We start from the raw sequence: 17,369 nt of genomic DNA, 5'->3' as shown, positions 1-17,369 counted from the left end.
GGCGTTCCTATCAGTTGGTGAGGGCAACCAGCTTGTCCAGCCGCTCCATGGCGGCGCCCGAGTCGATGCTTGCCGCGGCCCTGGCGATCCCTTCCCGCACGTCGGCACAGGCGCCGGCGGCTGTCAGGGCAAAGGCGGCATTGAGCAGAACCACGTCGCGGCGGGAGCCCTGTTCACCGGCCAGCACGGACCGGACGATGACGGCGTTGGCAACGGCATCCCCCCCCTTCAGGTCCGCCATGGTGCAGCGGGTGAAGCCCAGTTCTTCCGGCACAATGGTGAAAAGCCGCACTCCGTCCGGGGTGACTTCGGCGGCAGCACTTTCGGCGGTGAGGGTGATTTCGTCCATGCCGTCCCGGCCGTTGACCACGAAGCCGTGTTTGCAGCCCAGGCGGTGCAGCACGCCGGCCAGTTTTTCCACCAGGTCCTCCCGGTAGACCCCCATGACCTGACGGTCGGCCCGGGCCGGGTTGGTGAGCGGTCCCAGGATGTTGAAGATGGTGCGGATGCCGATTTCGCGGCGGGGGCCGATGGCGTGCTTCATGGCGCCGTGCAGGGCCGGGGCAAAGAGAAAGCCGATGTTGTTCTCGGCGATGCAGTGCTCCACCTGTTCCGGGGTCACGTCCAGGTTGACTCCCAGTTTTTCCAGCACGTCGGCGCTGCCGCAGGCGGAGGAGACGGAGCGGTTGCCGTGCTTGGCCACCTTGACCCCGCAGGCGGCCACCACGAAGGAGACGGTGGTGGAGATGTTGAAGGTGTTGGTGCCGTCGCCGCCGGTGCCCACCACGTCCAGGATGGTTTCCTGGTCGATGTTGATGTCGTCGCGGTCGATATCCAGCACCCCTTTGCCCACCCGGATCGGGGTGGCCCGCTCCCGCATCACCCGGGCCGCGCCGGTGATCTCGTCGATGGTCTCCCCCTTCATCCGCAGGGCGGTGATGAAGGCGCCGATCTGGGCCGGGGTGCATTCGCCGGACATGATCTGGTTCATGGCCTCGATCATCTCCCCTTCGGTCAGGTCATGGTGCTCCACTACCTTGGCTATTGCTTTTCTGATCATGTATGTTTCCTCCAAAGGAAAACGGGGATGTCGCCACCCCCGTTCGCCCGCATATCGGCTTGACGTGCTACTTGCCGTCGGTGATCTTTCTGATGGCTTCCCTGATCAGGCTTTCCGCCAGGTCCGGCACCACTTCCCAGACGATCCGTTCGATGGTTTCCTTCGAGGCAGCCGCCAGCGCGGCTTTCAACTGTTCTTCGGTGAGGGCCGGGACAGCGGCCGGTACCACCGGGGTTACGGCCTGGGGAGGCACTTCGGCCACGGTTTCCACCACCGGTACACCGGGAGCGGTCGGTTCAAAGGCGGTGGGGTCGAAGGCAGGTTCCTGCTCCGGCAGCTGTTTTTCCAGCTCCAGCGGGTTGCCCAGAGCGGCTGCCGGGGCGACGGCAACCTCTTCCTGGAATTCAAAGGTCTGGTCGTCGGAGGGCATCCAGGAGCCGGCCATTCCCGTCTCGGCGACAGACGACTGCGCTGCCGGGGTCAGGTCGTCCTGCAGCATCTCCAGCACATCGGGGGGCTCCATGGCCCCGAAGGAGCTGTGTTCGAAGGGGGACGGCTCCGCAGGAACGGCTGCCGGTTCCGCCGGGGGCGGTTCAAAGGCGAGGACTTCGACCGGCTCGGCAGCGGCCGGTTCGTCCGGCTGCAGGGTGAAGGCCCCCCAGGGATCGTCGGGAGAAGCAACGGGTAGCTGCTGGAACGTGGATTCAAAGGGTGACGGCTCGTTCGCCGCCAACAGCGGTTCGGCGGGAGGCGCAACAGCGGTGGGTTCAAAAAACGACGGTTCCGCGGGTTCCGGCGGCGCTGCCACGCTCAGTTCCGCGGCTCGCTCGTGCAGCTCCTGTACCTTGGCAACCAGCTGCTGGGCCTCGAACGGCTTGACGATATGGTCGCTGGCGCCGCACTGGCGGGCCCGCTCTTCATCAAACGGCTCGAAGGAACCGGTCATCAGCAGAATCGGCGTGGCCGCCAGCGCCGGTTCCCGGCGGATCGCCTCACAGACCTCGTACCCGCTCAGGTCCGGCATCAGGACATCAATCAGCAGAATGTCGGGGCGGATTTCCCGGGCCTTTTCAATGGCCGCTGCCCCGTTCTCGACCATGGTGAGGGAGTAGTCACCACCGCTGAAGATGATACCGACTACTTTGCGGATGGTGATACTGTCGTCGGCAAGAAGAATATTGATGCTGCCCATCGGTCCCTCCCCGCCCGGTCGCACCGGTGATGCGGATAGTTCAGGATACAAGCCCGCAAACGGTACCATAGCGGGTAGAGGCTGTCAAGGTTGCGTCTTTTCAGGCTTTTGCAGCACTCCCTCCCCGCTGAAGACCGCCGCGCCAAGGGTGGAGATATTGCTGCGCAGCCGGTTGAAGCGCTGCTTGTTCTGGTAGTTGATCCGGGTGGTGAGCAGCACCACGTACAGCCCCGCCTTGGGATCGACCCAGATGGAGGAGCCGCTGTAGCCGGTATGGCCGTAGGAGGTGTTGGAGAAGAGCATCCCCCGCGGCGAAGAGTAGGGAGATTCCCGGTCCCAGCCCAGGCCGCGCACGATCCGGCCGTTACCGAAAAAATAGGGGGCGGTCATCTGGGCCACCGCCTGTGGGGACAGAATGGCGGCACCGTCCAGTTGTCCGTGGTTCAGCAGCATGCGGGCGTATTTTCCCAGATCACGGGCGGTGCTGAAGAGGCCCGCATGGCCGGCAACCCCTCCCAGCTTGCGGGCGTTATAGTCCTGCACCACGCCGGTGATGCTGCCGCTGCCCCCCAGGGTTGCGGCGATCCGCAGGCCGGGAGTGGGGTTAAAGCCGGTACGGTGCATTCCCAGCGGCCGGAAGATGGCTTCCTGGCAATAACGGTCCAGGGAGAGGCCGGTTTCACGCCTGACCAGCTCCCCCAGCAGGATGAAGTTGATATCGGCATAGAGAAACCTGCTGCCCGGCGGCTGGTTCCCGGCCGACAGGGCGGCGGTGCGCAGGACGCTTCCCAGGGGATCGTAACGGTCAAGGTCCCGGTCGTGGAGGCCGGAAGTGTGGGTCAGCAACTGCAGGATGGTGATCTCCCGTCCTTCCAGTTCGGGAAACCAGGCGGAAATGGGGTCCAGCAGGGTGAAGCGCCCCTGGTCGATCAGACTGACAACGGCCGTGGCGGTCGCCACGGCCTTGGTCAGGGAGGCAACATCGAACATGGTGTCGGTGGTCAGGGGCTGGGCGTCGGCTTCAAAACCGGCCCGGCCGGCGGCATGCTCGTAGAGGACGCCGTGGCGGTCGCCGATCAGCACCACCGCACCGCTGATCAGACGGCGGTTGATGGCGTCCTGCAGCATGAACTCCAGGGCTGCCCGACGGTCGGCTTCGGCCAGGGGATCGACTTCAGCGGCTGCTCCCGTTGTCGCGGATACCAGGTAAAAAACGACTGAAACGGTCAACAGCTGCAGGATGCGGAACAAACAGCGGAACGGCATCATCAGGTCAGTGCACCTTGAACTCCAGAGTTTTGATCAGCTTCCCTCCCTCATCCAGCAATTCCACCCGCCACTGCCCCACACTGCCGGCATCAACCGGCAGGCTGCTGTACGCGCGCCAACGCCGGGCCTTGACCGGCAGAGTGGTTTCCTTGACCAGGGTGCCGTCTCGAAGCCAGCGGTGCGTGATCCGGGTCTCGCCAGCTTCGTCCAGCACGGTACGGGTAAAAAAGTAGAGTGCCTTGACCGTCCGGTAGGAGATGCGATGTACCGAATCGATCGGCTTGCCCTTGGATACCTTGGTGGTGACCGCCGCCTCCGCCACCTTCAGGGTCAGGGCGAACGCGGGAGCAGCGGGCGTCAGCAGCAGCAGGGCAAGCAGCATCGCGGAAATCGTTTTCATGACGGTCTCCCTTGGGTTCAGTGGAGTCAGGTACGATAATCGGCGTTGATGCTGACGTAATCGTGGGAAAGGTCGCAGGTGAACACGGTGGCGCTCCCCGTCCCCACTCCCAGGTCGACGCTGACGCAAAACTCTTTCCCGCGCAGCACCGCGCTCCCCCGTTCTTCAGCATCACCGCCGGCGAAGACGCCGTCCTTCGCCATCTGGACGTCGTCGAACCAGAGGGCCAGTCGATCCGGGTTCACCTGTGCACCGGAGTAGCCCACCGCGGCGAAGATCCGGCCCCAGTTGGCGTCCTGACCGTAGAAGGCGGTCTTCACAAGGCAGGAATTGGCCACCGCCAGAGCGGCCCGTTTGGCGTCGGCGTCGCTCACTGCGCCGCTGACCCGGATTTCGACGAATTTGGTGGCTCCCTCCCCATCCTTCACGATCAGCTTGGCAAGGTCCAGCAGCACCTCTTCCAGCAACCGGGTAAACTCGGCAGCCTGGGGTGTGCCGGCGGCGATGGCTGGAGTGCCCGCTGCACCGTTGGCCATGATCAGGCAGGTGTCGTTGGTGGAGGTATCGCCGTCCACGGTGACGGCGTTGAAGGAGCGCTCCACCGCCCCGCGGAAGCAGGCGGCGAGGAAGGCCGGCTCAACGGCGGCGTCGGTCATGACAAAGGAGAGCATGGTGGCCATGTTGGGCATGATCATGCCGGCCCCTTTGGCAATGCCGGCGATGGCGTAGCCCGCCCCCTGCCGCATCGCGGTCTTGGGGAAGGTGTCGGTGGTCATGATGGCGCCGGCCAGATCGTCCAGTGTAGCGCTTCCCCGACCGGCGGCCAGGGGCGGCAGGGCGGCGGTCAGCCGCTCCATCGGCAACGGCTGACCGATGACGCCGGTGGAGCAGACCTGGATCAACTCCTCGGCGATCCCCAGCTCCTGCGCCAGAATGCGGGTGGTCTCGCGGGCATCGGCCATTCCTTGGGCACCGGTACAGGCGTTGGCGTTGCCGCTGTTCACCACCAGGGCCTGGCAGCGACCGCCGACGATCCGTTCCTGCGACAGCACAACCGGCGCCGCCTTGACCGCGTTGGTGGTGAAGACCGCTGCCGCCGTGGCCGGCACCTCGGACCAGATCAGGGCCAAGTCCTTGCGACCCGGCTTCTTGATGGCCGCCTCAACAGCGGAAAATTGAAAACCTTTCGGCATGTTCAACCTCGCAAAAGCAATGGCATGCGGATAACACGGATGCAGGCGGATTGACACTGATTACTTTTCCGGAAAAATCCGCGATAATCGCCGTTCAATCCGCGCCATCCGCGTGCTATTCCTCTATTTTCCACAGCACTTCTTATACTTTTTGCCGCTCCCGCAGGGACACGGATCGTTGCGGCCGGCGCTCTTGGTGCTTTTTGCCGGAGCCGAAGCAGTGGTCACGTCGGTGTCGGTGAGGTTCTGCAGCAGCTTGCGGCTCTTTTCCAGCTGTTCCTCTTCCAGCTCCTCCACATCCTCTTCGCTTTCGATCTGCACCCAGAAGACCCGCTCCACCGTCTCCTCGCGGATGCGGATGATCATCTCCATGAACAGCTGGTAGGCTTCCTTCTTGTACTCCTGCTTGGGATCCTTCTGGCCGTAGCCCCGCAGGCCGATCCCCTCTTTCAGGTGGTCGATGTTCAGCAGGTGATCCTTCCAGTGCACGTCGATGGCCTGCAGCATCACCACCCGGATCAGGTGGTCGAACAGCTCGTCCCCCATCTCCGCGGCGCGGCGGGCCACAATGCTCTGGGCCTGTTCCTGCAACAGGTGGCGCAGGCCGTCGGCATTCATCCGGGCGATCATCTCCTTGGAGAGGTCGAGCTGCAGGGCGAAACAGCGCATGACCGTCTCGGAAAGGGCTTCCCAGTCCCAGTCCAGCGGCGCATCCTTCTCGTAGGCATAGGCATTGACGATGTCGCCGATGGTTTCGTCCAGCATCTCCAGGAAGCTCTCCCGGATATCCTGACCGGCCAGAATCTCGCGGCGCTGGGTGTAGATCACCTCCCGCTGCTTGTTCATGACGTCGTCGTAATCGATCAGGTGTTTCCGGATCTCGAAGTTGTGGGCCTCCACCTTCTTCTGGGCGTTCTCGATGGACTTGGTGATCATGCCGTGGGTGATCGCCTCTCCCTCCTCGATCTTGAGGAAGTCCATGATTTTGGAGACCCGCTCCGAACCGAAGATGCGCAGCAGGTCGTCTTCCAGCGACAGGTAGAAACGGGAGGACCCGGGGTCCCCCTGGCGGCCGGAACGGCCCCGCAACTGGTTGTCGATCCGCCGCGACTCGTGGCGTTCGGTACCGATGATATGCAGCCCCCCCAGGGCCACCACCGCGTCGTGCTCGCCCTTGCAGCGTTCCTTGAACTCGGCCAGCTTCGCCGCGCACGCCGCCTCGTCGGCATCGGGGTTCTCCAGGCGCCACTGCTTGAGCAGCCCCTCCGGGTTCCCCCCCAGCAGGATGTCGGTACCGCGGCCCGCCATGTTGGTGGCAATGGTGATGGCCCCCTTGCGTCCGGCCTGGGCCACGATCTCGGCTTCCCGCTCGTGCTGTTTGGCGTTGAGCACGTAGTGGGGGACTCCCTGCTTGCGCAGCAGCTCGGAGAGCACTTCCGACTTCTCAATGGAGATGGTGCCCACCAGGCAGGGCTGCCCTTTTTCGTAGTGCTCCTTGATGTCGGCGATGACGGCGTCGAACTTCTCCCGCTCGGTCTTGTAGATCACGTCCGGGTAATCGGGACGCAGGAGCGGCCGGTTGGTGGGAATCACCACCACGTCCAGCTTGTAGATTTTGTGGAATTCCTCCGCCTCGGTGTCGGCGGTACCGGTCATGCCGGACAGCTTGGCGTACATCCGGAAATAGTTCTGAAAGGTGATGGTGGCAAGCGTCTGGTTTTCGCTCTCGATCCGTACCCCTTCCTTGGCCTCCACCGCCTGGTGCAGGCCGTCGGACCAGCGCCGTCCCGGCATCAGACGGCCGGTGAACTCATCGACGATGATCACCTCGCCGTCCTTCACCACGTACTCCACGTCCCGGCGGTACATGGTGTGGGCCCGCAGCGCCTGCTGGACATGGTGCAGGGTTTCGATATTGCGCGGGTCGTACAGGTTTTCCACCTTGAGCAACTGCTCCACCTTGGCCACCCCCTGCTCGGTGAGGGTGGCGTTCTTGGCCTTCTCGTCGATGGTGTAGTCGCCGGTGTAGGTCTTGCGCTTGCCGGAAAGGGTGTTGGCCTCCTCTTCCTTCACCTCCCCTTTCTCAAGCAGCGGGATGATCCGGTTGACGATGTAGTACTTGTCGGTGGAATCCTCGGTGGGACCGGAGATGATCAGCGGCGTACGGGCCTCGTCGATCAGGATGGAGTCCACCTCGTCAACGATGGCGAAGTTGAAGCCCCGCTGCACGTAATCCTCCAGGGAGAATTTCATGTTGTCCCGCAGATAGTCGAAGCCGAACTCGTTGTTGGTGCCGTAGGTGATGTCGGCGGCATAGGCGGCCCGCCGCTGACTGTCGTCCAGACCGTGAACGATGATCCCCACGCGGAGCCCCAGAAAACCGTACAGTTGTCCCATCCATTCCGCGTCCCGCCGGGCCAGGTAGTCGTTGACCGTGACCACGTGGACCCCCTTGCCGGAGATGGCGTTCAGGTAGGCCGGCAGCGTAGCTACCAGGGTCTTGCCTTCACCGGTTTTCATTTCGGAGATTTTGCCGGAATGCAGCACCATACCGCCGATCAACTGCACGTCGAAATGACGCATCCCCAACACCCGCCTGCCTGCCTCACGGCAGACGGCAAAAGCCTCGGGCAGCAGCGAGTCCAGGGACTCCCCCCGGCCGTAGCGCTCCTTGAACTCCGCGGTTTTGTCCCGCAACTGCTGGTCGGAAAGGGCCTGTACCGTTGCTTCGAGGGCATTGATCCGCGCCACCACCGGCCAGAGTTTCTTCAGGACCCGGTCATTCTTGCTGCCGATTATTTTCTTCACGAAACTACTGATCATCAAGAATCTCCCGTCTGTAGTTGAAAGCGATGAATCCTAGCATGAAACCGGTGGAGCCTCAACCCAAGAAACGGGGAGGCTCTTCACCCCCCCGGCCCGGTATTCACCCAGGTTCCCCCCCTCCCGTGGCTGTCACGGGGACGTCTCCCCGGGGACGGTCATCCCGGCTCCGCACGATTTCAACGGAGCAGGGGGCGTTGAGTGCCACCGCCAGCGACACGGAGCCGAGCAGAAAGTGCCGCACGATACCATAGCCGTGGGAACCGACCACGATCAGATCGGCTCCCCACTGCTCGGCATCGTCAAGGATGACGTCTTTGGCCCTCCCCTCCAGCAGTATCGGCGTCACCCTCAGGCCGGCAACGGAGGACTCGAGACGTGCAAGGGCATCGTTCATGAAGTCCACCTCCCGCCAGCCGCTCTGTTTGAAAATCAGTTCTCCCGGCATCGGCAGATGGGATGCTTCCTGCAACAACATCGCCTCGATCGGGGAGCGCACGGTCAAAAGCCGCACCTCGCTTCCCTCGGGCCAGGGCCGTCGTCGTACCTCTTCAACCGCTACCTTGCTGCACGGTGAACCGTCAATGGCAAGCAGAATTCTCATATCGGCATACCCTCGTGAAAAAATGTATTTGTTGTATTCGTGATCCCCCCGGCGGTTCCGGGCGACGAAAGGGAGCCGGGGCCGGGTCAGGCCGCCTGGCGCCCTTCTTCCATGACGTTACCGCCGGACAGTTCGGTCCGGATCCGCTCCCGCTCGCGGTCCAGCTGTTCGTCGGTGGCCCCCAGCGTGCGCATGATATGCTCGGTCATATTCAGCGCGATCTCTCCCTCGCCGGAGAAGATGGTGTCGGCACCGGCCCGGCGCAGGGCCGACATGTCCCGCAGATAGGTGGAACGGGCGATGATGCGCAGGCCGGGATTCATACCCCGCGCCACCCGGATGACCTCTTCGCTCCCCTGCATGCCGGCGGAGGTGAGAATCAGAAAGGCTGCGGACTCCACTCCTGCATTGTTCAAGGTATCCTGCAGGGTTGCGTCACCGTAGATAACGCCGACCCCTTCCTTTTTCAAACGCCGCACCGTGGCAAGATTCAGCTCTACCACCACCGGTTCGATACCGTTCTCCCCCAGCAGGCGGACCAGCATCCGCCCGGTGGGGCCGTAGCCGATCACGATGGCGCGGTCGCGGGAAACCGGCGGCAGCACCTCCCCGCCCCCCTGGGCGGTCGCGACGGTGCGGCGGGCCCGCTGCTCCAGCAGCTGCCAGAAGCGGAAATGCTTGAACCGGTTTTCCACCGGACCGATCAGCTTGTAGAGCAGGGGGTTCAAACTGATGGAGATGATGGAGGCCGCCACCAGGGTCTGGGACCCCACTTCCCCCAGCACCCCCAACTGGCTTCCCACCGTGGCCAGGATGAAGGAAAATTCGCCGATCTGCGCCAGGGCCACGGCAACGGACAGGGCGACCCGGGGGGAGTAGCCCAGCACCAGCACGATGATCAGGGCCGCCAGCGGCTTGCCCAGCAGGATGATGGCCAGGGTGGCTCCCACCAGTACCGGCTCCCGTAACAGGTGGGCCGGATCGAAGAGCATTCCCACCGATACGAAGAAGAGCACGGCAAAGGCGTCCCGCATCGGCAACGCCTCGGAAGCGGCCCGGAAGCTGAAATCGGACTGTCGCACCACCATGCCGGCCAGAAAGGCTCCCAGGGCCATGGAGACGCCGAACAGCACCGCGGAACCCACCGCGATCCCCAGTGCCAGCACCAGCACGGTCAAGGTGAACAGTTCCCGCGAGCGGGTAACGGCCACCCGCTCCAGCAGCCAGGGAATCAGCCGCCCGCCGGCCAGAAAGGTCAGCAGTACCAGGGCGGCGATCTTGAGGGTGGAGAGCCCCACCGCCGCGGCCAGACCGCCCGAGGCGGCCGCACCGGCGCCGAACAGCACCGGCAGCACCACCATCATGAATACGGTGAAGATATCCTCCACCACCAGCCACCCCACGGCGATGTGACCGGTGGGGGTGTGCAGCTCGTTGTTGTCCACCAGCACCCGCAGCAGCACCACCGTACTGGCCACCGACACGGCAAAACCGAACACGATGCCGGCGGACCAGCTCCAACCCAAAAGCCGCGCCACCAGACAGCAGAGCACGGTGGCCACGGCGCTCTGGAAAATGGCGCCCGGTATGGCCACCCGCCGCACTTCCAGCAGCTCCTTGGCATGAAACTGCAGGCCAACGCCGAACATGAGCAGAATAACGCCGATTTCGGCGAACTGCTCCGCCATATGACGGTCGGCGACAAAGCCCGGGGTGTGGCTTCCGACGGCGATGCCGGCCAACAGGTAGCCGACGATGGGCGACATCCCCAGGCGCTGGGTCAGGTAACCGAACAACAGGGCGGCGGTAAAACCGCCGGTTATAGTCATGATCAAACCGAGGTCGTGCATGGGCCTCCTATCTAGCTCCCGCTGCCCGGTATCCCCAAGCAGCCGGATGGTTGTCACACGCACCGTCGCAGTCGCGACGGACGTGAACGAAGCTGGAGTGCCTCCGACAGCGCTCCCGAACAACCAAGGGACGGCTGAGGGAAGGCACGCGTCATCACTGGCGATGCCTGAAAGGATTACGCAGGAGGAGCCCGGGCAGGGACGGCGGCCACGGGAGCGGCAGGCGGGACGTCCGGCTGCCGGAACGGACCGGGGACGCCACTGTCGGTATCCCTGAAACGACAGGGAACCGTGTCGTAAAGATCGGCACTGAAGGAGGGCTTGGCGGCGGAAAGATGGCGGAACGCCCCCTGCCCTTTGACAACGGGCCGGAGGTACTGCGAAGCATTCTTGAAACCGGCGTGTTCGTCATCAAGGACAAGCGGGGGAACACTGGCCCCCTGCGCCAGAATCAGCACAAGGAGCGCAAGAAGCAGCGGCACCATGCAGGCGTCCCTTCCCTCGTATGCATTCCCCGACGGTTTCACAGGAAAAACCTAACGCAATTCAGCCCACTTTACAAGTAAGCAATCAGGATTCCTTGCAACGGGGAGCTTGTCAAACGGGCGGCCAACGTGGTAGTAAGAAAGCCTGCCCCGCGGGAACTGCGGGGTCTTTTTCATCGGAGACCTACCCCATGACCAAAGAACTTTCCATCGGAGCCGTGAAGATCGGCGGCGGCCGTCCCCTGGTGCTGATCGCCGGCCCCTGTGTCATCGAAGACGAATCAGCCACCCTGCGCCATGCGGAACGGCTCATGACCATCTGCAACGGCCTTTCCCTGCCGCTGGTGTTCAAGGCATCCTACGACAAGGCCAACCGCACCTCGGCTGCCGCCTTCCGCGGTCCCGGCCTGGACGAGGGACTGCGTATCCTGCAGAAAGTCCGCGACTCCCTGGGGATTCCGGTGCTGTCCGACATCCACTCCATTGAGCAGGTGGCGCCGGCGGCCCAGGTGCTGGACGTGCTGCAGATTCCTGCTTTTCTCTGCCGCCAGACCGACCTGGTGACGGCCGCAGCCCGCACCGGCAAGACGGTGAACGTCAAGAAGGGGCAGTTCCTGGCCCCCTGGGACATGAAGAACGTGGTGGGCAAGGTCGCCGCCGCCGGTAACGAGAATATCATCCTCACCGAGCGGGGTGCCTCCTTCGGCTACAACAACCTGGTGGTGGACATGCGTTCCCTGCCGGTGATGAGGGCTTTCGGCTACCCGGTGGTCTTTGACGCCACCCACAGCGTCCAGCTTCCGGGCGGCCAGGGGGACAGCTCCGGCGGCCAGCGGGAGTTCGTTGAGTACCTCTCCCGCGCCGCCGTGGCCACCGGCATCGACGGCATCTTCATGGAGGTGCATGAGGATCCGGCCGTGGCCCGCTGCGACGGCCCCAACTCCATACCACTGGCGGAGCTGCCGGCACTGCTCAAGAAGCTGCAGGCCATCGACGCCGTGGCCCGGAGCTGACCATGGGAATTCTCGACGAGGCGCGCAAGGTAATCGACGCCGAGGCCCGGGCCGTGGCCGCCCTGACGCACCGGCTCGACAGCTCGTTTGAACAGGCGGTGCGGCTGATCCTGGCCAGCCCGGGACGGGTGGTGGTGAGCGGCATGGGCAAGTCGGGGCTGATTGGCCAGAAGATCGCTTCCACCATGGCCTCCACCGGTACGCCGGCCTTCTTTCTCCATCCCGCCGAGGGGATCCACGGCGACCTGGGGATGATCATGAAGGGGGATGTGGTGATTGCCATTTCCAACAGCGGCGAGACCGATGAACTACTGCGCATTCTGCCGGTGGTGAAGCGGCTCGGCGCCAGCCTGGTCGCGCTCAGCGGCAGACCCGACTCCACCCTGGCCCGGACCGCCGATATTCACCTGGATGTATCGGTTGCCGAAGAGGCCTGTCCCCTGGGACTGGCCCCCACCTCCTCCACCACCGCCACCCTGGCCATGGGAGATGCCCTGGCCGTGGCCCTGCTGGTGGAACGGGGCTTCCAGGCCGAGGACTTCGCCCTGTTCCACCCCGGCGGCGCCCTGGGCAAGAAGCTGCTCCTGCGGGTGGAGGATCTGATGCACCGGGGAGACGCCATCCCGCTGGTGTACGAGGCGACCCCGATGAAGGAGGCGCTGTTCGTCATCACCGCCAAGGGGCTGGGGGTGACCGGGGTGACCGACGACACCGGCCGGCTGCTGGGGGTCATCACCGACGGCGACTTGCGCCGCTCCCTGGAACGGGGTGAGGATATTCTGCAGACCACGGCCGGCAGCCTGATGCGGCGGGGCCCGAAGCGGATCCGGCGTCAGGAACTGGCCGCCGCGGCCCTGCAGCTGATGGAGCGTCACGCCATCACCTCGCTGTTCGTGTTCGACAACGACACGGATGCCGTCCCCTGCGGCGTCCTCCACCTGCACGATCTCCTCAAGGCGGGCATCGCATGATGGAGAAACTCAAACATATCGAGCTGCTGATCCTGGATGTGGACGGCGTCATGACCGACGGCCGGATCGTCTGGGACGCCAACGGGGTGGAGACCAAGTTCTTCAACGTCAAGGACGGCCACGGCATCAAGCTGGTGCAGCGGGCCGGCATCCAGGTGGGGATCATCAGCGGCCGTACCTCGCCGGTGGTGGACCTGCGAGCACGGGAACTGGGGATAGAACTGGTCTACCAGGGATCGCTGCAGAAGCTGGAAAGTTATGCGGACATGCTGCGGCGTACCGGCCTGGCGGACCACCAGGTGGCCTACATGGGGGACGACGTCATCGACGTGCCGGTGATGCGTCGGGTTGCGTTTGCCGCCGCCCCCTGCGACGCCCTGCCGGAAGTACGGGCGGCGGCAGCCTTTGTGTCGGGCTGCGGCGGCGGCATGGGGGCGGTGCGGGAGCTGTGCGATCTGCTGCTGAAAGGACGTGGTGCCTGGGAAGAACTGGTTGTCCGGCGCTACGATCTGTGAAACTCATACAATCTTTGTGCCAACTACCTGCCTTCCGCCTGCTAACGTCTGGACAGCCGCTCGCCCCGATGCTATAGTGTTTTTCATGTCAACGGCGGCGTCCAAGCGGATCAGACAGATTCTGGCAGCGGTTATTCTGGGTATCAGCGCGGCCATCGCGGGAACGGTCGCCCTGAAGCAGTTCCGTTCGGTCCCGCCCGACGCACCTCCCCGGAACAGTTCCCCCGACATCGACATGGCCATGTCCCGCGCCTCCTTTTCGGAGATGCGGGGCAACGAGAAGCTCTGGGACCTGACCGCGGAGCGGGCGGAGTACGACAAGGAAACCGGTCGGGTCCGTCTGCACCTGGTGCGGACCGAAATCCACGAGGGTGCGGCGGGAGGGGCGCTGCTCACCTCGCAGACCGGTCTGTACGACGAACCGAACCGGACCGTACAGATGGACGGACGGGTCCGTATCGTTACCCGCCGGGGGATGGTACTTGAAACCGACCACCTGGAATACCGGCCCGCCCGGGGGGTGGTCAGCACGGACCGGCCGGTTCGGGTGACCGATGGTCGCCTGACCCTGACGGCGGTGGGGATGGAACTGATCCTGAAGGACGAGCAGATCCGGTTTCGCCGTCAGGTACATTCAGTGATCGAGGGATACCATGTACAACGTTGACCTGCTGATTCGCCTGCTCGTCGCCGTTTTGGCGCTGCTGCCGGCCTTCTCCGCGTCGGCGGCAGAGCCGTCCGGCCGCACGGACCGTTCGCAGATGCCGATCACGGTCACGGCCGACCATCTGCAGGCCGACAACAAGGGCAAGAAAGCCATCTTCAGCGGCCGGGTGGTTTCCCGCCAGCAGGATGTGACCATCTACGCCGACCGCCTGGAAATCTATTACGGCGAGCAGTCCGAGGAGGTGGACCGGATCATTGCCGTCGGCAATGTACGGATCGTGCAGAGCGACCGGATCGGCACCGGCGGCCATGCCGTCTACGAGACCAGGGCAGGCAGGATCACCCTCACCGTCAATCCGCGGGTAACCCGCGGCAACGACTCGATCACCGGCAACGTGATCACCTACCATATCGACGACGAACGCAGCGTGGTGGATGGCGGCGGCTCGGGACGGGTCGAGGCGGTGATCCATCCCAAGGCGGGCTCCGCCCCGCGGAAAAGCGATGATGGCAGCAAACGCTGAACGGCGGCTCAGGGCCGAGGGACTCTGCAAGAGCTACGGCAAGCGGACCGTGGTTTCGGGGGTGAGCCTGTCCCTTGCCACCGGTCAGGTGATCGGCCTCTTGGGCCCCAACGGCGCCGGCAAGACCACCACCTTTTACATGGTGGTGGGGCTGACCCGCCCCGAAGGCGGTGCGGTATACCTGGATGACGAGGATATCACCACCTTTCCGATGCACCTGCGGGCCAGACGGGGAATCAGCTACCTGCCCCAGGAAGCCTCGGTCTTCCGCAAGCTGTCCGTGCGGGACAACCTGCTGGCAATCCTTGAAACCGTCGAGGAGGACCGGGAGCTGCAGCGGCACCGGGCCCAGGAATTGCTGGAGGAGTTCGGCATCGCCCACGTGGCCGACACCATGGGCTACGCTCTCTCCGGCGGCGAGCGACGGCGGGTGGAGATCGCCCGGGCCCTGATCACCTCCCCGGCCTTCATCCTGCTGGACGAACCGTTCGCCGGCATCGATCCGATCGCCGTGGCCGACATCCAGCATCTGATCACTTCGCTCAAGGCCCGCAATATCGGCGTACTGATCTCGGACCACAATGTGCGGGAAACGCTCGGCGTCTGTGATGCGGCTTACATTGTCAGCGCAGGCGAGGTACTGGAGTTCGGCACGCCGGCAGAAATCGCCGAAAGCAGACGTGCCCGGGAAATTTACCTGGGCGAAGCGTTCAGGCTGTAGCTGGAACGGGAGCAGAGCATGGCAATGGAGATGCGGCAACAGATCAGGATGACCCAGCAACTGGTGATGACCCCCCAGTTGCAGCAGGCCATCAAGCTGCTGCAGATGACCCGCAACGAGCTCCAGGAGGTGGTCAGCCGGGAGCTGGAGGAAAATCCGATCCTGGAGGAGACGGCGGAGGCTGAAGAGTTCGACGGTGCCGAACCGTCCGCCGACCACGCCGACGTTGAAGAAAGCGGGCCACCCAAACCGGACGAGACCTTCAGTGAAGTGGCCGCCGGCGAGGAGACCCTGCGCGACTGGGACAGCTACCTGGATGGCTACAACTACTCCATGGGTGAACAGGGGGGCGATGACGAGGAGCGCCCCTCCTTTGAAAATCTGCTGACCCGACGCGGCACCCTGGCCGACCACCTGCTCTGGCAACTGCGCATGGGACATTTTTCCGACAACGAGGTGCGGGTGGCCGAGGAAATCATCGGCAACATCGACGACGACGGCCTCTTCTGTGCCACAGTTGCCGAAACCGCCCACTCCTGCGGCGTGGACGATTGTTTCGTGGAGCAGGTACTGGCCCGTGTCCAGGAGTTCGATCCGGTGGGCGTGGCTGCCCGCTCCCTGCAGGAATGCCTGCTCTTGCAGGCCCGCTCCCTGGGGATGGCCGGCAGCGTGGTGGAGTCGATCCTGCTCAACCACCTGAAGGATCTGGAATCCCGCAACTATCGCCAGATCGCCCGGGCGCTGCGGGTCGATATCGAACAGGTGATCGCCGCCACTCGCGTCATTGCCGGCTTTGACCCCCACCCCGGCCGGGTGTACGGCAGCGACGATGCCCAGTACATTTCGCCGGACATCTTCGTGCACAAGGTGGGGGACGACTACGTGGTCATGCTGAACGAGGAAGGGTTACCCAACCTGCGGCTTTCCCCCTACTATCTGGAGGCGCGCAGCGGCGGCAGTTTCGACGCCAAGGTGGACGAGTACGTCGGCGACAAGATGCGGGCGGCCCAGTGGCTGATCAAGAGCATCCAGCAGCGGCAGCGCACCATCTTCCGGGTGGCCAAGAGCATCGTCAAGTTCCAGTGGGAGTTTCTGGAGCGCGGCGTGGAGGGGTTGCGTCCGCTGGTGCTGCGCGACGTGGCCGAGGATATCGGCATGCACGAATCCACCATCAGCCGGGTTACCACCAACAAGTACATGCAAACCCCCCAGGGACTGTTCGAGCTCAAGTATTTCTTCAACAGCGGACTGTCCACCTCCGGCGGCGGTGATGACGTCTCCTCGGAAAGCGTGAAGAGCCGGATCAAGGAGATCATCGACCGCGAGGACCCCAAAAAACCGCTCTCGGACCAGCGGATTGCCGAGATACTGTCCGGTGAAACGGTGAACATCGCCCGCCGCACCGTGACCAAATACCGTGAAATGATGCGCATCGGCTCCTCGTCTGAGCGCCGGCGTCATTTCTGATATACTCTTTCCAGAGGCAACTACCCACAGGAGGAAAACATCATGCAAGTCATCACAACCTTTCGGCATATGGAGCAGAGCGAGGCGCTGAAAGCCTACGCCGAGGAGAAGCTGGAGCGGGTCACCAAGTACATTGACGAGCCGATCACTGCCCAGGTGTATTTCACGGTTGAAAAAATCCGTCACATCGTCGAAATCGTCATCAACGCTCGCGGCATCACCACCAAGGCATCGGAAGCCACCAGCGACATGTACGCCGCCGTGGACATGGTGCTGGACAAGATCGAGCGCCAGTTGAAGCGCTACAAGGAAAAGCTGAAGGATCACAAGCCGGGTGCCAACGGCAATGGCCGTACCGTTTCCAAGAAGATCCTGCAGGCTGAAAGCCTGGAGGCGCAGCCGGAGCCGGTGGTGATCACCACCAAGACCGAAACCGCCAAGCCGATGGCGGTTGAAGAGGCGGTCATGCAGATGGATCTGCTGCACAAGGATTTCCTGGTGTTCAGCGATGCGCGTTCCGGCGAGATCAACGTGCTCTACCGCCGTAAGGACGGTAACTTCGGCCTGATCGAGCCCCAGCGGAGCTAGACCCCGTGCCTGCGCGGCGGCCCCGGCC

Annotated in this window: 17 protein-coding genes; 8 read left to right on the top strand and 9 right to left on the bottom strand. The window is 63.7% G+C overall.

Annotated elements, in window-relative coordinates; genetic code table 11:
- Positions 1–10: 10 nt before the first annotated feature.
- From trpD to RAK07_RS04385, 9 genes are all read right to left on the bottom strand, one after another.
- Entirely contained in the window at positions 11–1,060 is a 1,050-nt protein-coding gene (gene trpD / locus RAK07_RS04425; RefSeq protein ID WP_305731632.1) for an anthranilate phosphoribosyltransferase, read from the bottom strand.
- 67 nt (positions 1,061–1,127) lie between these two features.
- The gene (locus RAK07_RS04420) at positions 1,128–2,252 is read right to left on the bottom strand and encodes a response regulator (protein WP_305731631.1); all 1,125 of its coding nucleotides are present in this window, start codon (positions 2,250–2,252) and stop codon (positions 1,128–1,130) included.
- A gap of 84 nt (positions 2,253–2,336) precedes the next feature.
- Positions 2,337–3,521, bottom strand: a complete 1,185-nt coding sequence (locus tag RAK07_RS04415; RefSeq protein WP_305731630.1) for a serine hydrolase domain-containing protein — start codon at positions 3,519–3,521, stop codon at positions 2,337–2,339.
- A gap of 4 nt (positions 3,522–3,525) precedes the next feature.
- Positions 3,526–3,921 (bottom strand): DUF2914 domain-containing protein, encoded by a 396-nt coding sequence (locus tag RAK07_RS04410; protein ID WP_305731629.1) that lies wholly within the window; start codon positions 3,919–3,921, stop codon positions 3,526–3,528.
- 26 nt (positions 3,922–3,947) lie between these two features.
- Complete coding sequence (gene argJ, locus RAK07_RS04405) at positions 3,948–5,120, bottom strand: bifunctional glutamate N-acetyltransferase/amino-acid acetyltransferase ArgJ (protein WP_305731628.1); 1,173 nt, start codon at positions 5,118–5,120, stop codon at positions 3,948–3,950.
- Positions 5,121–5,237: 117 nt separating this feature from the next.
- Positions 5,238–7,937 (bottom strand): preprotein translocase subunit SecA, encoded by a 2,700-nt coding sequence (gene secA, locus RAK07_RS04400; protein ID WP_305731627.1) that lies wholly within the window; start codon positions 7,935–7,937, stop codon positions 5,238–5,240.
- 103 nt (positions 7,938–8,040) lie between these two features.
- The gene (locus tag RAK07_RS04395; RefSeq protein WP_305731626.1) at positions 8,041–8,541 is read right to left on the bottom strand and encodes a universal stress protein; all 501 of its coding nucleotides are present in this window, start codon (positions 8,539–8,541) and stop codon (positions 8,041–8,043) included.
- Positions 8,542–8,627: 86 nt separating this feature from the next.
- Complete coding sequence (locus RAK07_RS04390) at positions 8,628–10,391, bottom strand: cation:proton antiporter (RefSeq protein WP_305731625.1); 1,764 nt, start codon at positions 10,389–10,391, stop codon at positions 8,628–8,630.
- Between the two features lie 176 nt (positions 10,392–10,567).
- On the bottom strand, positions 10,568–10,876 hold the full coding sequence (locus RAK07_RS04385) for a hypothetical protein (RefSeq protein ID WP_305731624.1): 309 nt from the start codon (positions 10,874–10,876) through the stop codon (positions 10,568–10,570).
- A gap of 191 nt (positions 10,877–11,067) precedes the next feature.
- On the opposite strand from RAK07_RS04385, the gene kdsA reads away from it, so the two are divergent.
- The 8 genes from kdsA (at position 11,068) to hpf (ending at position 17,341) form a co-directional block, all read left to right on the top strand.
- Positions 11,068–11,889: a 3-deoxy-8-phosphooctulonate synthase gene (gene kdsA, locus RAK07_RS04380; RefSeq protein ID WP_305731623.1), complete on the top strand. Its 822-nt coding sequence runs from the start codon at positions 11,068–11,070 to the stop codon at positions 11,887–11,889.
- Positions 11,890–11,891: 2 nt separating this feature from the next.
- On the top strand, positions 11,892–12,860 hold the full coding sequence (locus RAK07_RS04375) for a KpsF/GutQ family sugar-phosphate isomerase (RefSeq protein WP_305731622.1): 969 nt from the start codon (positions 11,892–11,894) through the stop codon (positions 12,858–12,860).
- Positions 12,857–13,375 (top strand): KdsC family phosphatase, encoded by a 519-nt coding sequence (locus tag RAK07_RS04370; protein WP_305731621.1) that lies wholly within the window; start codon positions 12,857–12,859, stop codon positions 13,373–13,375. Before RAK07_RS04375 ends, RAK07_RS04370 begins: the two co-directional genes overlap by 4 nt.
- 85 nt (positions 13,376–13,460) lie before the next feature.
- Entirely contained in the window at positions 13,461–14,042 is a 582-nt protein-coding gene (gene lptC, locus RAK07_RS04365; RefSeq protein WP_305731620.1) for an LPS export ABC transporter periplasmic protein LptC, read from the top strand.
- Positions 14,029–14,565: a lipopolysaccharide transport periplasmic protein LptA gene (gene lptA / locus RAK07_RS04360; RefSeq protein ID WP_305731619.1), complete on the top strand. Its 537-nt coding sequence runs from the start codon at positions 14,029–14,031 to the stop codon at positions 14,563–14,565. The genes lptC and lptA overlap by 14 nt, the downstream gene beginning before the upstream one ends.
- Positions 14,549–15,286, top strand: coding sequence for an LPS export ABC transporter ATP-binding protein (gene lptB, locus RAK07_RS04355; RefSeq protein ID WP_305731618.1), 738 nt, complete (start codon positions 14,549–14,551; stop codon positions 15,284–15,286). The genes lptA and lptB overlap by 17 nt, the downstream gene beginning before the upstream one ends.
- An 18-nt stretch (positions 15,287–15,304) precedes the next feature.
- The gene (rpoN, locus tag RAK07_RS04350; RefSeq protein WP_305731617.1) at positions 15,305–16,753 is read left to right on the top strand and encodes an RNA polymerase factor sigma-54; all 1,449 of its coding nucleotides are present in this window, start codon (positions 15,305–15,307) and stop codon (positions 16,751–16,753) included.
- Positions 16,754–16,795: 42 nt separating this feature from the next.
- Positions 16,796–17,341, top strand: coding sequence for a ribosome hibernation-promoting factor, HPF/YfiA family (hpf, locus tag RAK07_RS04345; protein ID WP_305731616.1), 546 nt, complete (start codon positions 16,796–16,798; stop codon positions 17,339–17,341).
- Positions 17,342–17,369: the final 28 nt, after the last annotated feature.

Origin of the sequence: Trichlorobacter ammonificans (genome assembly GCF_933509905.1) — a bacterium.
In the GTDB taxonomy this organism is placed as follows: domain Bacteria; phylum Desulfobacterota; class Desulfuromonadia; order Geobacterales; family Pseudopelobacteraceae; genus Trichlorobacter; species Trichlorobacter ammonificans.
This window is presented reverse-complemented; position numbering and strand designations above follow the sequence as displayed.

What these genes read in the sequence shown, in the direction of transcription:
- lptA (WP_305731619.1), top strand. Translation starts at nt 14,029, where the DNA reads ATGTACAACGTTGACCTGCTGATTCGCCTGCTCGTCGCCGTTTTGGCG.
- RAK07_RS04415 (WP_305731630.1), bottom strand. Translation starts at nt 3,521, where the DNA reads ATGATGCCGTTCCGCTGTTTGTTCCGCATCCTGCAGCTGTTGACCGTT.
- RAK07_RS04385 (WP_305731624.1), bottom strand. Translation starts at nt 10,876, where the DNA reads ATGGTGCCGCTGCTTCTTGCGCTCCTTGTGCTGATTCTGGCGCAGGGG.
- rpoN (WP_305731617.1), top strand. Translation starts at nt 15,305, where the DNA reads ATGGCAATGGAGATGCGGCAACAGATCAGGATGACCCAGCAACTGGTG.
- RAK07_RS04390 (WP_305731625.1), bottom strand. Translation starts at nt 10,391, where the DNA reads ATGCACGACCTCGGTTTGATCATGACTATAACCGGCGGTTTTACCGCC.
- RAK07_RS04420 (WP_305731631.1), bottom strand. Translation starts at nt 2,252, where the DNA reads ATGGGCAGCATCAATATTCTTCTTGCCGACGACAGTATCACCATCCGC.
- lptB (WP_305731618.1), top strand. Translation starts at nt 14,549, where the DNA reads ATGGCAGCAAACGCTGAACGGCGGCTCAGGGCCGAGGGACTCTGCAAG.
- RAK07_RS04370 (WP_305731621.1), top strand. Translation starts at nt 12,857, where the DNA reads ATGATGGAGAAACTCAAACATATCGAGCTGCTGATCCTGGATGTGGAC.
- RAK07_RS04395 (WP_305731626.1), bottom strand. Translation starts at nt 8,541, where the DNA reads ATGAGAATTCTGCTTGCCATTGACGGTTCACCGTGCAGCAAGGTAGCG.
- RAK07_RS04410 (WP_305731629.1), bottom strand. Translation starts at nt 3,921, where the DNA reads ATGAAAACGATTTCCGCGATGCTGCTTGCCCTGCTGCTGCTGACGCCC.
- lptC (WP_305731620.1), top strand. Translation starts at nt 13,461, where the DNA reads ATGTCAACGGCGGCGTCCAAGCGGATCAGACAGATTCTGGCAGCGGTT.
- secA (WP_305731627.1), bottom strand. Translation starts at nt 7,937, where the DNA reads ATGATCAGTAGTTTCGTGAAGAAAATAATCGGCAGCAAGAATGACCGG.
- trpD (WP_305731632.1), bottom strand. Translation starts at nt 1,060, where the DNA reads ATGATCAGAAAAGCAATAGCCAAGGTAGTGGAGCACCATGACCTGACC.
- hpf (WP_305731616.1), top strand. Translation starts at nt 16,796, where the DNA reads ATGCAAGTCATCACAACCTTTCGGCATATGGAGCAGAGCGAGGCGCTG.
- RAK07_RS04375 (WP_305731622.1), top strand. Translation starts at nt 11,892, where the DNA reads ATGGGAATTCTCGACGAGGCGCGCAAGGTAATCGACGCCGAGGCCCGG.
- kdsA (WP_305731623.1), top strand. Translation starts at nt 11,068, where the DNA reads ATGACCAAAGAACTTTCCATCGGAGCCGTGAAGATCGGCGGCGGCCGT.